The sequence below is a fragment of the Rhodococcus sp. NPDC054953 genome (assembly GCF_053609225.1).
In genome coordinates, this window is sequence record NZ_JBSGXD010000022.1 from 34,588 (window position 1) to 47,915 (window position 13,328).

A 13,328-nucleotide genomic window follows, 5' to 3' on the forward strand; every position below is an offset into this window, starting at 1 on the left:
GCGTCGCACCCTGGGCAACTGAGGACGGGACGATGGCGGGCACCCCGCGGATACTCGACAACTACTTCAAGATCACCGAGCGTGGATCGACGCTGAGCAAGGAGATGCGCGGCGGTCTCGTCACATTCGTGGCGATGTCGTACATCGTGGTGCTGAACCCGCTCATCCTCGGCAGCTTCTCGCCGGACGACGCGTCCGCCAAGACCGATGTGCTCGGCAACATCCTGCCGGTGAGTCAGGTCGCGGCGGTGACCGCGCTCGTCGCGGGCGTGATGAGCATCGCCTTCGGCATCATCGCGAACTATCCGTTCGGCATCGCGGCGGGCCTCGGCATCAACGCGCTGCTCGCGGTGACCATCGCGCCGCAGGTGACCTGGCCGGAGGCGATGGGCCTGGTCGTGATCGACGGCCTCATCATCGTGGCACTGGCGGTGTCGGGCTTCCGAACCGCGGTGTTCAACGCGGTGCCCGATGCGCTGAAGTCGGCGATCGTCGCAGGCATCGGCATGTTCATCGCGTTCATCGGTTTCGTCGATGCCGGCTTCGTCCGGCGCATCCCGGACGTGGCAGGCACCACCGTGCCCGTCGGGCTCGGCATCGGGGGATCCATCGCGTCGTGGCCGACGGTCATCTTCGTGTTCGGCGTGCTGCTGATGGGAGTCCTGGTGGCGCGGAAGGTGCGCGGTGGCCTGCTCATCGGCATCGTCGTCACCACCGTGCTCGCCGCGATCCTGGAGGCCGTCTTCGACGTCGGTCCGTCCAAGGGCGTCGACCCCAAGGGCTGGAATTTGAGCGTGCCCGGACTTCCGGACGTGCTCACCCAGATGCCGGACCTGAGCCTCGTCGGTGACGTCAACCTGTTCGGGGCGTTCACCCGGATCGGTGTGTTGGCCGCCAGTTTGCTGGTGTTCACGCTGGTGCTCGCCAACTTCTTCGACGCGATGGGCACAATGACCGGCCTCGGCAAGGAGGCCGGGCTCACCGACGAGCACGGCAACCTGCCGGGGATCGGGAAGGCCTTCGTCGTCGAGGGCGCGGGCGCGATCGTCGGCGGCGGTGCCTCCGCCTCCTCCAACACCGTCTTCGTCGAGTCCGCCTCGGGTATCGCCGAAGGGGCGCGCACCGGCCTGGCGAACGTCGTGACCGGGGTGCTGTTCCTCGCCGCGATGTTCCTGACCCCGCTGTACGAGATCGTGCCGATCGAGGCGGCCGCGCCCGCGCTGGTCGTGGTCGGCGCGCTGATGATCGGGCAGGTCCGGGACATCGACTTCACCCGGTTCGACATCGCGCTGCCCGCGTTTCTCACGATCGTCGTCATGCCGTTCACCTACTCGATCGCAAACGGGATCGGTGTCGGGTTCATCGCCTGGGTGGTGATCGGAGCGGCGAGCGGCAAGGCGAAGCAGATTCATCCGCTGCTGTGGGTTGTCGCCGCCCTGTTTGTCGCGTATTTTGCTGTCGGCCCCATAACCGACGCGATTACCTGAAATAGTTGCGGGCCAGTGCCGTATCCTCCGTGAGTGACCTTGGATACCCGCTCACTCGCCAGCGATCTCTCCCTGGCCGTCGTGCGTCTGTCGCGGCATCTGCGTGGCCGCCGGGCAGATTCCCCGGTGTCGCTGACGCAACTGTCCGCCCTGGCCAGCCTCGACGAGCACGGACCGATGACACCCGGCGGGCTCGCGTCGAAGGAGCGGGTGCAGCCGCCGTCGATGACCCGTGTCATCGCGTCGCTGGCGGAGGGGGGAATGGTCTCCCGCACCCCGCACCCCACCGACGGCAGGCAGATCATCGTCTCCCTGACGGATGCGGGCCACGCGCTGCTCGCCGACGAGACCAGCGCGCGGGAGAAGTGGATGACCGATCAGCTGGCCGGACTCGACCCGGAGCAGCTGGCCGTGCTGCGGCGCTCGATCGACATCATCGGCGGATTCGTCACCAACTCCGATTAGGGCAGGTGCAGCGGGCCCGGTCGCGGCGCGGCGGAGGCGCCCTTTCTGCCCTGCGGCAAGATGGTCGGGTGGCTGACGTAATCGACATCGACGACCCGGCGGATCCGAGGCTGGACGACTTCCGTGATCTGAACTCCTCCGACCGTCGACCCGACCTCCCCGAGGGCAAGGGGCTGGTCATCGCCGAGGGGGTTCTCGTTGCGCAGCGGCTGTTGTCGTCCCGGTTCCAGCCAATCAGCCTGCTCGGTGTCGACCGCAGGCTCGGTGAGCTGTCCGCGGACCTCGCCGGCGTCGACGTGCCGTTCTACCGCACGTCGGCGGAGGTGATGGCTGCGGTGGTGGGGTTCCACCTCAACCGTGGTGTGCTGGCCGCTGCGCATCGCCCGCCGCCGCTCGACCTCGATGGGGTGCTCGCGGGGGCGCGGACCGTCGCGGTCCTCGAGGGGGTCAACGATCACGAGAACATCGGCTCGATGTTCCGCAACGCGGCCGGCCTCGGGGTGGACGCCGTGCTGTTCGGCGACCGATGCGCCGACCCCCTGTACCGCCGGGCCGTTCGGGTGTCGATGGGGCACGTGCTGCGGGTGCCGTTCGCTCGGGTTCCGGAGTGGCCGCACGGATTGCAGCACTTGCGGGACAATGGTTTTCAGCTCATCTCGCTGACCCCGAATCCGGCCGCGGACACGCTGGCCGAGGCGATGACGGGGGAGAAGGTGGCGCTGCTGCTCGGGGCGGAGGGGCCGGGGCTGTCCGAATACACGATGCGCAAGACCGATGTCCGGGCCCGCATCCCGATGGCGCCCGGCACCGATTCGCTCAACGTGGCGACCGCGGCGGCGATGGCGTTCTACGAGCGGGTCCGGCTCGGATGAGCGGTCCGGCGCTGGTCGTCGCCGGGTTCTCCGCGGTTCTGGTCACGGTGGCGGTGATTGCCTGTGGCGCAGCGATGATCGCGGTGCACCCGCTGCTCGCGCTCGTGGTGAACGTGGTCGTGGTGGCGGGGGTCGCGCCGACCGTCTGGCAGTGGCGTGCGGTCCCGGTGTGGCGGTGGGTGGTGTACGGCGCCGCGGCGGGGGTGGTGCTGGGGTGGGTCGCCCTGCTGCTGGGGGCCCGCTGACACCTGGTCCGCCGAACGGTCAGCCTGCGCGCCTGCGCCACCATCCGCGCAGGCCCCGGTGCTCGGGCTCCGCGGGCGGGGCGACCGGTTCCGTGCCTGCCGCGTAGAGGGTGAATCCGCAGAGCGCCACGTCGGCGACACCGGTCGCGTCGGCCGCGGCGGGCGCCGAATGGCGGAAGCCGAGCCAGTGCAGGTTCGCCGCGTCGGCGAACTCGCCGGGGTCGAAGGGGAGTGTCTGCGGATCGGGCAGCACGTCGATCGGGCGCTCGGCGGGGTGCTCGCCGCCCCAGAACTCGCGTTCCCACACCAGGGGCAGGCCGATGTTCTCGTGGATGAACGCCGATGTCGCACTGAACGACCTGCGCAGCTCGCCGCGTTCCCAGCACGCGAACGCACCCCACGGGGTCGTGTCCTCGGCGCAGACCAGGTAGGTGTTTTCGGATTCGAGTCGGCTGGTCCAGGATTCGTCGATCAGCGATGGCCGGTTCACGGCCAGGGTCGGCTCGCACACCACGGTCACCCCCGGGTAGCTGCCGATGAACACCTGCCGCCCGGCCGGCGCGGCCGAATCGGCCAGCGTTCCGGATTGCAGTGGTACCGCAACGGTTTCGGGGTACAGGCGGGATGCGAGCGCCCGGGCCGCGTCGGCGTCGGGGGCGGGGCGGTCGCGGAGCACCGCGGCGGGGTCGGGGATGTCGACGTACCAGATCGTTGATGCTCTCGGCCCCACCGGTGCACCCCGCTTCCGTCGGCTTTCTACGAGGGTACGACGCTCGCGGTCGATTCCGGGTCGGCGCACCGTGCGTCGGCCGGGTCGTGCGAAACCGAACCGAGGAACTCGTCGATAATCGGCCAGGTGGTGTCCCGCGCTCCGGGACCGGCCACGAGACCGAGATGGCTGCCCGCGACCGCCTCGAAGCGGACATAGGGCGATCCGGTCAGCAGATCGGTGATCGGTTCGACCGCAGCGGCGGGTGCGATCACATCGGTGGTTCCGCCGACCCCGAGCACCGGAACCCGCACGTCCGCGAGTCGAACCGCGTGGGTGCCGTAGTTGAATTCTCCTGCTGCCAAATGGTTTCCAAGAATCAGCTGGGAGCACATCTGGTCGAAGACCCGGGCCGGGTAACCGGGCATCTCCGCCATGAACCGGTCAATGGCCTCCATTCGGGCGAGCGACTCGGTGTTGCGCAGGTTCCGGGCGATGAACCACGGCTTGAACAGTTCCCGGTGCGGTGCGGTGACCCGGTACGAGGCCTGGACGATCGGGGCAGGCAGCCCGCCGAGTCGTCGGGTGACCGCGGTCAGCGGGCGCTCGGTCGTGACCCTGCCGATCATCCGCAGCGGGCTGATGACCGGGATGCGGGTGTAGTCGAGGGGGGTGCCGATCGCGGTGACGGAGCGGATCGGGAGGTCCGGTTGGCCCGCGGCGGTGAGCAGCGAGATGGTTCCGCCGAGGCTCCACCCGATCAGGTCGACGGCGGCGCCGTCGTGGCGTTCGCTGATGTGCCGCACCGCGTCCGGGACGATGTCCTCGGCCCACGACTCGAACCCCAGGTCGCCGTCAGCCGAGGTCATGGTGCCGTAGTCGAGGAGGTGGGTGGCGTGCCCCCGCTCGACGAGGTGTGCGGCCAGGCTCTGGCCCGGGCGCAGGTCGTAGCAGGAGGCGGGGACCGCCAGCGGCGGAACCAGCAGCACCGGGCGGGCGTCCCGGGCCGGGGGAGGTCCGAACCGGTAGAGGTCCCGGTGCGGTCCGCCGCGCAGCAGCTCGGACGGGGTGGGGTCGGCGGGGGCGACGCCACCCCCGACCGTGAGCGCCCAGGCGTTGCGGGCGGCGACGGCGACGTCGTCCCGGCTTGGCAGGGCGTCGGTCAGTTTGGTCAAGTCGAGCGTCAGCACGTGGTCCCCCTGGCCATCCTTCGATATGTGTTACCAAAGGTTACTGTAAGCCGGGGGTGGCGGGTGCGGCGGGCTACCCGCGCCCGCTGCTGCGGACCCCGAGCAGGACGTCGTCCCACGACGGGAGATGCGGCTTGCCGCGCTTGTCCTTGCCGCCCTGTTGCTGGGGTGCCTGCTTCGGCTCGGTCTCCGTCGCGAGGTCCGGAATAGGTTCCGGCTCCGGCTCGGCGGGGGGCTCGACGACCTCCTCGACCTCGACTTCGGCGTCGACGGCCGGGGAGAGGGCAAGCGGGGCGAGGCTCCGCAGCGGCCGACCGAAGTCGGGATCGATCAGGTCCGTTGCTGCGGAATCGAGGGCGGCAATGGTGCCGCCGTGCGAGTCGGGCTGGAACCGCCAGTGCGCGGCGTTGCGGGTGCGCCCGGCCTGCCACTGCAGCTGGGCAACCCAGTGCCCCTCCTCGTCGCGCCAGGCGTCCCAATCCGCGTCGTCGAGATCGTGCCCGCGGGCGCGGAAGGCCATCGACACGATCTCGGCGAGGGTCTGCACGGTCGGACCGTTCTCGCGGACCGGGTGGCCACCCTGGGCGAGTTCGGCGGCGCGGGCACGTTCGAGCAGGACCGGGTGAGCGAATCGCTCGATCCGCTTGGCCGACACTCCGGCCTCCTCGGCGACCTGCTCGATCGTGGCGCCGCCGCGGATGCGGGCCTGGATCTCGCGGGGCCGCATTTGGCTTTCCGCCTCGATCTCGATCTGGCCGAACCGAGCGATGTCGCCGCGGGACGCGGCGCGTAGCTTGTCGTCGGCGGGAATCCGGAACCGTTCGCCGGTGTCGGGATCCGCACACACCACGTGCGATCCGCCGGGCTCGAGTCCGATCACGGAGAGCTCGCGCACATTGACCTCCTCATCGCGTCGATTTCGCGATATTGCCCGGGCTGACTGTAATCCACCCGTGATTCCGGCGGGGGGACGACACGCCTGCCCGGTGCCGTCGATCCACCTGCCTCGGGTTATAGTCTCTAGTTCACCTTGAGGGTTTACGGATCTGTGTCCGAGCCGCCGGGAAATCCGGCCACCGGATCCGTCGCATTAGGCCGATTCGCGCCCTCGCGCGGCGATATGCTGCGGTTCGATGCTCCGCGCACCCAGTGGCCGATGGCGAGGGAAGAGCGATGGTGGGAAACGTCGAACGGGTGTCCGCCTCGGACGGATCCGGACCCCAAGCGAACCGATTCGACCGCGGGGACGCCACGGCGGGACCGCCATCCACTCCGGCCCGCCGGGCGTTCGAGGCGTTCGCGTCCCTGCTCGACGGTCCGCTGACCGGGCTGGCGCCGTGGATCGTGCTTGCGGTCTTCCAGGGTCCCGGGCGTCTCGAGGTCGCCGCCGGTGTCGCGCTGGCGATGTCCGTTGCGTTCCTGATCGTCGACCGCGTCCGTGGTCGGTCGGTGAAGCTGCTCGGCGTCATCGACGTGCTCTTCTTCGCGGCGCTCGTCGTCGCGCACTTCGTGGTCGACGAGGCAGGCGAGGAGTGGATGGAGACGTGGATCGGGGAGATCGCGAACATCACGCTGTTCCTGATCGCCGTTGGGTCGATGATCGCCCGAATGCCGTTCACGCTCCAATACGCCCGCGAGGAGGTCGAGGAGCAGTACTGGGACAGTCCAGCGTTCATCAGGGTGAACTACGTGATCACCGGCGCGTGGGCGCTCGCGTTCCTCGTCGCCACCGGCGCCGGCTTCTACGGCGACGCGGTCCTGCACGACGCCGACAACATCTGGACCGGCTGGGTGATCCAAACCGCGGCCATCCTGTGCGCACTGCAGTTCACCCAGTGGTACCCGGACGTCGCCACCGCCCGCGCCGCGGCAGCGGCAGGGCAGCCCTCCGCGCGGGCGCCGGGACTGACCGACCTGATCGCTCCGCTCGCGACCTGGTTGATCCCGATCGGTATCGTCACCCTCGCGATGGACGGTGGGCCGACCTGGCTTGGCATCGCCTTCATCGTCGCGGGAATCGGCGCGAATGCGTTGGTGCGCAAGAACGGAACCATGGAGGGAGCGACCGCGTGACCGGACCGGATAGCACCGACATCCGTCACCTGCGCAGGGCGATCGCGCTGGCGGTCGAGACCGGCGACGCGGGGAACCGACCGTTCGGGGCCGTGATCGTCGACGCCGCAGGGGCCGTGGTCAGCGAGGGCGCGAACTCGGTGGCGACGTCGGGCGACGTGACCGGGCACGCCGAACTCGACGCGATCACCACCGCCTGCGCGGAGGGCAACACGGAGCGGATGGCCGGCGCGGTCGTGTATGCGTCCGGTGAGCCGTGCCCGATGTGCGCGGCCGCGATGGTGTGGGCCGGAGTGCGCCGGGTCGTGTTCGGTGCGGCAGCAACGCAGTTCGGTGCGATTCTCGCGGACGACGGGCCCCGCTTCGCGCTCGGCTGTGCCGACGTCGTCGGCTCCGCTGGCGTCGGGATCGAGGTGAGCGGTCCGCACCTCGACGACGAGGCACTCGAGCCGTTCCGCCGCTTCGTCGCCGAGCAGCACACCCGCCGCTGACGCCGCCGTCGGGCGGCCTGACACAATCCACGGAATGTCGAATCGAAACAACATCTCGTCCGGCTCCGACTGGGAAGCGAAGATCGGGTACTCGCGGGCCGTCCGCATCGGCGCGCAGGTGTCCGTGTCCGGCACCACCGCGTCGGGGCCCGACGGGCCGGTCGGCGGCGACAGTCTCGCCGAGCAGACCCGCGAGGCGCTGCGCCGCATCGTCGCCGCCCTCGCCGAGGCGGGCGCGCGCCCCCAGGACGTCATCCGCACCCGCATGTTCCTCACGGACATGAGCCGCTGGGAGGAGGCGGGACTCGCGCACGGCGAGGTGTTCGGCGAGATCCGCCCCGCCACCACCATCCTCGAGGTCAGCAAGCTGATCGACGCCGACCTGCTGATCGAAATCGAGGCCGACGCGATCGTCGCGGACTAGCCACCCGCCGCCGCCCCGCCCCGCCCCCCGCCGCTGACCGCCCCGAACCCGCCCCGCCGCTGACCGCCCCGCCGCTGACCGAATGTGGGATTCGGTCACTTGGTGTGACCCAATCCCACATTCGGTCAGCGGTCGGGAGCGGAGTGCCACCGGTCGGGAGCGGAGTGCCACCGGTCGGGAGCGGAGCCGGGAGGGAACAGCACGGGGGCGACGGCCCGTTCAGGCGGTGGGAGCCTTCTTCGGCCGGAGGCGGACATTCGGTCGGGGTCTCGACCGGGCCAAGTCATAGTTTTCCCGTAGCTGCTGAAGGACCAGGGCCGGCTTCTCGCTGATTGCTCGGGGCAGGTGGGTGAGCACGATGATCCCGTGGCTCTGCATTCGGGCCCGCCGCTCGAGGGTGCGTTCATGATCGAAGGTCGTGTAGTGATGCTTGATCGAGTCGATCTCCCACACCATCGCCACGTCGTCGATCCACCCATCGGGGGAGGCGATGAATTCGCCGGACGCGGTCTCGACCGCCCGGTTGTGCTTCATGGTGGGGAGTCCGCTCCGGGCGTAGAGCTGCTGCGCATCGATTTCGGCGACGGAGTGTGCGTCGGCTCCCAGTTCCCGGAGCACTGACCGGGGCAGCGCCGTGCCGCGGCAGGATCCTTCGGCGAGTTCGATCGCCAATTCGTCGACCGTCGTGCCCCCGGTCTGGATAGCGTCCGCGAGCAGCGCGCGACAGTCGTTCGTCACGCGAGTACGCCGCGCTGCGTCGAGGACGGCCCTCGTGATCGGCGCGCACCGAAGCGTCCCGCGGATCACGGGTTCCGGCATGCGCCACGTCCGTTCGACACGGACGAAGGCATTCGACTGCCGATAGTGGTCGGCGGGGATCAACAGCAGGACGTCGCTCATCGATGCCGACCGCTGGTATCCGTGCGCTGCGAGCGCCGCGTGTGCGGTCAGCATGCTGTCGCGCCCGCCATACATCAGCGCCGCGGTGTTGCGCTGAAGTCTTGTGGGAGAACTGTTGTGCAGAAGGATGATCCCCGGCAGCAGGCGCTGCCAGCGCCCGCCCGGCCTGCAGCGGCCGGTGATGGTGCCCGGCGACACCCCAAGTGCGCGTAGGTGCGAGGTGCGGATGACTCCGTTCCTGCTGTGTGAGGTCAGGAATTCGACGTCGGTGGCCCACTCTCCGCGCTTCATGCAGACATCGTCGGTGGCGGTCACGTCCCCGAGGCCGGTCCAACCCGCGATATTCGGAGACCTGTGGACGGTTGCGCGCCCTGTGGATAACCCGTCGCGACGGCCCTGGCGACCCGCTCCTCCCTGACCGAATGTGGGATTCGGTCACACCAAGTGACCGAATCCCACATTCGGTCAGGGAGGGGGGAGGGGGTGGAGCCAGGGGAGGGGATGCGGGAGGGGCGGGGGTGCGGTCAGGGAGGGGTGCGGTCGGTCAGCTGAACTGCATGACGCCGTCGTCCAGGGTGCGGTGCCGCAGGGTGACGAGGTCGTGGACATAGCTCATGCCGAGCTGCCAGGGTGCCCGGGAGCCGGACCGGGGGAACCGGTCGACCGAGCGCTGCACGTAGCCTGCCTCGAAGTCGAGCAGTGGCCGGGTGGTGAGCGTCGGGTCGTCGTTGACCGGAACGCACACCGTCTCGCCGTTGGCGTCCATCCGGGTGAGCAGGCGGCAGAAGTACTCCGCGACCAGATCGGCCTTGAGCGTCCATGAGGCGTTGGTGTAGCCGATGGTGAATACAAAGTTCGGGACGCCGCTGAGCATCATTCCCTTGTAGGCCAACGTGTCCGGGAGCGCCACCGGTTCCCCGTCGAGGCACAGTTCGGCGCCGCCGAAGATCAGCAGGTTCAGCCCGGTCGCGGTGACGACGATGTCGGCGTCGAGTTCCTCGCCGGACTCCAGCGCCAGACCGCGCTCGGTAAACGTGGCGATCCGGCCGGTGACGATGGACGCCGTGCCGCGGCGGATCGCGCGGAACAGGTCGCCGTCCGGTACCAGGCACATGCGCTGGTCCCACGGGTCGTAGCGGGGGGTGAAGTGGGTGTCGATGTCGTAGCCCGCGGGCAGCTGCCGCTGCTGCGCCTTGCGGAGATACGTCTTGACGACTCCGGGAAGCCGTTGGCTCAGCTGATAGGTGACCGTGGAGAACGCGACGTTCTTCCAGCGGGTGATCGGGTAGGAGATCCGGTCGCCGAGCACCCGTCGCAGGGTGTTGGCGATGGGATCCTTCGCGGGCAGGGCCGCGATGTAGGTGGGCGAACGCTGCAGCATCGTGACGTGACCGGCGTCGGCGGCCATCGACGGGACCAGGGTGACCGCGGTGGCGCCGCTGCCGATGACGACGACCTTCTTGCCGGTGTGGTCGAGGTCCGCCGGCCAGTGCTGCGGGTGCACGATCCGTCCGCCGAAGCGGTCGGTGCCCTCGAATGCCGGGGTGAAGCCCTCGTCGTAGCGGTAGTAGCCGGTGCAGGCGTACAGGAAGCGGGAGGTGAGGGTGACGGTCTCGCCGTCGTGCTCGGCGTCCACCGTCCACAGCTGATCGCTGCTCGACCAGTCCGCCCGGATCATGCGGTGCCCGAATCGGATTCGATTCTCGATGCCCGCCTCGGCTGCGGTGTCGCGGACGTACTGCAGGATGGCGGGTCCGTCGGCGATGGACTTCTCGTCGGTCCACGGGCGGAACCGGTAGCCGAGTGTCTGCATGTCGGAGTCGGAGCGGATCCCGGGGTACCGGAACAGGTCCCAGGTGCCGCCGATCGCGTCCCTGGCCTCGAGGATCGTGTAGGTGCGATCCGGGAACGCGTCCTGGAGATGGTGGGCCGCGCCGATGCCGGACAGTCCGGCGCCGATGATCAGGACGTCCACGTCCGGCCGTGTCCTGCTCATGACTGACCTCCGGTGTGCTGCGGATGTGTGTGAAGGACGGTACCACTCACATTCGGTCCGTGAACGCGAACAGCCCCCGGCAGGGAGCCGGGGGCTGTTCGCGTGGTCATGACGCCGTGGTGACGGAACTCAGAGCTGAGCGACGACCCAGTCGATGGACTTGGTCAGCTGGGTGATGTCCTCGGGGTCGATCGCCGGGAACATGCCGATGCGCAGCTGGTTGCGCCCCAGCTTGCGGTACGGCTCGGTGTCGACGATCCCGTTGGCGCGCAGGATCTTCGCGACCGCCGCGGCATCCACATCGTCGTTGAAGTCGATCGTGCCGACGACCTGCGAGCGCAGCGCCGGATCCGTCACAAACGGGGTGGCGAACGCGGACGCCTCGGCCCACTCGTACAGCCGCGACGACGAGTCCTTGGTGCGGGCGGTGGTCCATTCCAGACCGCCGTTGCCGTTCATCCACTCGATCTGGTTGGCGAGCATCAGCAGCGTCGCCAGCGCGGGGGTGTTGTAGGTCTGGTCCTTGAGGGAGTTGTCGACCGCGATCGGCAGCGACAGGAATTCCGGGGTCCAGCGACCCGAGTCCTTGATCTCCGCGACCCGCTCAAGCGCCTTCGGGCTCATCAGCGCGATCCACAGGCCGCCGTCCGCGGCGAAGGACTTCTGCGGGGCGAAGTAGTAGACGTCGGCGTCGGTGATGGTCACCGGCAGCCCGCCCGCACCGGAGGTGGCGTCGATCGCGATCAGCGCGTTCTCCGATCCCGCGAGGCGGGACACCGGCACCGCGACACCGGTCGAGGTCTCGTTGTGCGCCCACCCGATCAGGTCGACCGAGCCGTCGGCCACGAGCTCCGGTGCGCTGCCCGGATCGGACGAGACGACGACCGGGTCACCGATGAACGGGTTGCCCTTGGCCACCGACGCGAACTTCGACGAGAACTCGCCGTAGGTGAAGTGCTGCGATCGCTCCCGGATCAGGCCGAACGCGGCGGCGTCCCAGAACGCCGTCGAGCCGCCGTTACCGAGGATGACCTCGTAGCCCTCGGGCAACGAGAACAGGTCGCGGAGGCCGGAACGGACCCGACCCACGACGTCCTTGACCGGCTTCTGACGGTGGCTGGTGCCGAACACGGAGGCGCCGACGTCGACGAGCGACTGCAGCTGCTCGGGGCGGACCTTCGAGGGGCCGCAGCCGAAGCGGCCGTCGACGGGCTTGAGGTCGGCGGGGATGATCGGGGTGCTCATCAGCGATGTGTCCTTACTGCGTTGGGTGACGAGGCGGGAAGGTTAGCGGGCGACCTTGTCCCAGCCGGCGACGGACTCGGGGGTGCGGGGTTCCGGTCCGGTGTAGATGGCGGCGGGCCGGACCAGCTTGCCGAGACGCTTCTGCTCAAGGATGTGCGCGCACCAGCCCGCCGTGCGGCCGCAGGTGAACATCGCGGGCATCATCGCGGCCGGGACCTCGGCGAAGTCGAGGATGACCGCGGCCCAGAACTCGACGTTGGTCTCGATCGCGCGGTCCGGGCGACGCTCACGCAGCTCGGCGAGCGCGGCCTGCTCGAGCGCGGCAGCGACCTCGTAGCGCGGCGCGTTCAGCCGCTTGGCGGTGTTGCGCAGCACCCGGGCCCGGGGGTCCTCCGCGCGGTACACGCGGTGACCGAAGCCCATCAGCTTCTCCTTGCGGTCGAGGATGCCCTTGACCAGTGCGCGGGCGTCGCCGGTGCGCTCGGTCTCCTCGATCATCGGCAACACGCGGGCGGGGGCGCCGCCGTGCAGCGGGCCGGACATCGCGCCGACCGCACCGGACAGCGAGGCGGCGACGTCGGCGCCGGTGGACGCGATGACGCGGGCGGTGAAGGTGGAGGCGTTCATGCCGTGTTCGGCGGCCGAGACCCAGTAGGCGTCGATCGCGGCGACGTGCGCCGGATCCGGCTCGCCCTTCCAGCGGATCATGAACCGCTCGGTGACCGTCCGGGCCTCGTCGATCCGCTGCTGCGGGACGGCGGGCTGGTAGATGCCGCGCGCGGACTGCGCGACATAGGACAGGGCCATGACGGCGGCGCGGGCGAGGTTCTCGCGGGCGGTGGCGTCGTCGATGTCGAGCAGCGGCTCGAAGCCCCAGATCGGGGCGAGCATCGCCAGGCCGGCCTGCACGTCGACGCGGACGTCGCCGGTGTGGATGGGGAGCGGGAACGGTTCGGCAGGGGGCAGGCCCTTGCCGAACTCGCCGTCGACGAGCAGCGCCCAGACGTCACCGAACGTCACGCCCTGCTCGACGAGGTCCTCGATGTCGACGCCGCGGTAGCGCAGCGCGCCACCGTCCTTGTCGGGTTCGGCGATGTCACTGGTGAAGGCGACGACGCCCTCGAGCCCTGCGACGAAATCCTCGGGTACTGCCGCGCTGGATGCCATTTCTCGTGGATTCTCCTCGTCTTCAGTGCCGCCGGTCCGGGCCGCACAAAGCCATCACCGCCGG

The 13,328-nt window shown here is 69.4% G+C and carries 14 protein-coding genes; 7 read left to right on the top strand and 7 right to left on the bottom strand.

What is annotated here, in order from left to right:
• Positions 1-32: 32 nt before the first annotated feature.
• From ACWF62_RS15405 to ACWF62_RS15420, 4 genes are all read left to right on the top strand, one after another.
• A complete protein-coding gene (locus ACWF62_RS15405; RefSeq protein WP_378570188.1) occupies positions 33-1,487 on the top strand; it encodes an NCS2 family permease in 1,455 nt (484 codons plus the stop codon).
• A gap of 33 nt (positions 1,488-1,520) precedes the next feature.
• On the top strand, positions 1,521-1,952 hold the full coding sequence (locus tag ACWF62_RS15410) for a MarR family winged helix-turn-helix transcriptional regulator (RefSeq protein WP_378509011.1): 432 nt from the start codon (positions 1,521-1,523) through the stop codon (positions 1,950-1,952).
• 68 nt (positions 1,953-2,020) lie between these two features.
• Positions 2,021-2,824, top strand: coding sequence for a TrmH family RNA methyltransferase (locus ACWF62_RS15415; RefSeq protein WP_378570189.1), 804 nt, complete (start codon positions 2,021-2,023; stop codon positions 2,822-2,824).
• The gene (locus ACWF62_RS15420; protein WP_378570190.1) at positions 2,821-3,069 is read left to right on the top strand and encodes a DUF2537 domain-containing protein; all 249 of its coding nucleotides are present in this window, start codon (positions 2,821-2,823) and stop codon (positions 3,067-3,069) included. The genes ACWF62_RS15415 and ACWF62_RS15420 overlap by 4 nt, the downstream gene beginning before the upstream one ends.
• A 19-nt stretch (positions 3,070-3,088) precedes the next feature.
• Here the strand turns inward: ACWF62_RS15420 and ACWF62_RS15425 are convergent, their stop codons facing one another.
• From ACWF62_RS15425 to sepH, 3 genes are all read right to left on the bottom strand, one after another.
• Positions 3,089-3,799: a DUF6928 family protein gene (locus ACWF62_RS15425; protein WP_452630559.1), complete on the bottom strand. Its 711-nt coding sequence runs from the start codon at positions 3,797-3,799 to the stop codon at positions 3,089-3,091.
• A gap of 26 nt (positions 3,800-3,825) precedes the next feature.
• A complete protein-coding gene (locus ACWF62_RS15430; protein ID WP_452630578.1) occupies positions 3,826-4,932 on the bottom strand; it encodes an alpha/beta hydrolase in 1,107 nt (368 codons plus the stop codon).
• Positions 4,933-5,041: 109 nt separating this feature from the next.
• Positions 5,042-5,863 carry a septation protein SepH gene (gene sepH, locus ACWF62_RS15435; RefSeq protein ID WP_452630560.1) on the bottom strand — a complete coding sequence of 274 codons (822 nt, stop codon included), beginning with the start codon at positions 5,861-5,863 and terminating at the stop codon, positions 5,042-5,044.
• Positions 5,864-6,141: 278 nt separating this feature from the next.
• Between sepH and ACWF62_RS15440 the strand changes: the two genes are divergently transcribed.
• The 3 genes from ACWF62_RS15440 to ACWF62_RS15450 are packed head-to-tail and all read left to right on the top strand — an operon-like array spanning position 6,142 to position 7,956.
• The gene (locus ACWF62_RS15440) at positions 6,142-7,041 is read left to right on the top strand and encodes a hypothetical protein (RefSeq protein WP_452630561.1); all 900 of its coding nucleotides are present in this window, start codon (positions 6,142-6,144) and stop codon (positions 7,039-7,041) included.
• Positions 7,038-7,532 carry a nucleoside deaminase gene (locus tag ACWF62_RS15445; RefSeq protein ID WP_452630562.1) on the top strand — a complete coding sequence of 165 codons (495 nt, stop codon included), beginning with the start codon at positions 7,038-7,040 and terminating at the stop codon, positions 7,530-7,532. Before ACWF62_RS15440 ends, ACWF62_RS15445 begins: the two co-directional genes overlap by 4 nt.
• A gap of 34 nt (positions 7,533-7,566) precedes the next feature.
• Positions 7,567-7,956 (top strand): RidA family protein, encoded by a 390-nt coding sequence (locus ACWF62_RS15450; protein ID WP_378570194.1) that lies wholly within the window; start codon positions 7,567-7,569, stop codon positions 7,954-7,956.
• Between the two features lie 219 nt (positions 7,957-8,175).
• Here ACWF62_RS15450 and ACWF62_RS15455 read toward each other — a convergent pair whose 3' ends face one another.
• From ACWF62_RS15455 to ACWF62_RS15470, 4 genes are all read right to left on the bottom strand, one after another.
• Positions 8,176-9,147, bottom strand: coding sequence for a hypothetical protein (locus ACWF62_RS15455; RefSeq protein ID WP_378509093.1), 972 nt, complete (start codon positions 9,145-9,147; stop codon positions 8,176-8,178).
• 253 nt (positions 9,148-9,400) lie between these two features.
• Entirely contained in the window at positions 9,401-10,852 is a 1,452-nt protein-coding gene (locus ACWF62_RS15460; protein WP_452630563.1) for a flavin-containing monooxygenase, read from the bottom strand.
• A gap of 129 nt (positions 10,853-10,981) precedes the next feature.
• Positions 10,982-12,097 carry a phosphoserine transaminase gene (gene serC / locus ACWF62_RS15465; protein ID WP_452630565.1) on the bottom strand — a complete coding sequence of 372 codons (1,116 nt, stop codon included), beginning with the start codon at positions 12,095-12,097 and terminating at the stop codon, positions 10,982-10,984.
• 42 nt (positions 12,098-12,139) lie between these two features.
• Entirely contained in the window at positions 12,140-13,264 is a 1,125-nt protein-coding gene (locus ACWF62_RS15470) for a citrate synthase 2 (protein WP_378570796.1), read from the bottom strand.
• Between the last annotated feature and the right edge of the window lie 64 nt (positions 13,265-13,328).

Excerpts from the sequence above, each read along its gene's own strand:
- ACWF62_RS15405 (WP_378570188.1), top strand. The coding sequence starts at position 33 with ATGGCGGGCACCCCGCGGATACTCGACAACTACTTCAAGATCACCGAG.
- ACWF62_RS15420 (WP_378570190.1), top strand. The coding sequence starts at position 2,821 with ATGAGCGGTCCGGCGCTGGTCGTCGCCGGGTTCTCCGCGGTTCTGGTC.
- ACWF62_RS15440 (WP_452630561.1), top strand. The coding sequence starts at position 6,142 with ATGGTGGGAAACGTCGAACGGGTGTCCGCCTCGGACGGATCCGGACCC.
- ACWF62_RS15450 (WP_378570194.1), top strand. The coding sequence starts at position 7,567 with ATGTCGAATCGAAACAACATCTCGTCCGGCTCCGACTGGGAAGCGAAG.
- ACWF62_RS15455 (WP_378509093.1), bottom strand. The coding sequence starts at position 9,147 with ATGAAGCGCGGAGAGTGGGCCACCGACGTCGAATTCCTGACCTCACAC.
- ACWF62_RS15460 (WP_452630563.1), bottom strand. The coding sequence starts at position 10,852 with ATGAGCAGGACACGGCCGGACGTGGACGTCCTGATCATCGGCGCCGGA.
- serC (WP_452630565.1), bottom strand. The coding sequence starts at position 12,097 with ATGAGCACCCCGATCATCCCCGCCGACCTCAAGCCCGTCGACGGCCGC.
- ACWF62_RS15470 (WP_378570796.1), bottom strand. The coding sequence starts at position 13,264 with ATGGCATCCAGCGCGGCAGTACCCGAGGATTTCGTCGCAGGGCTCGAG.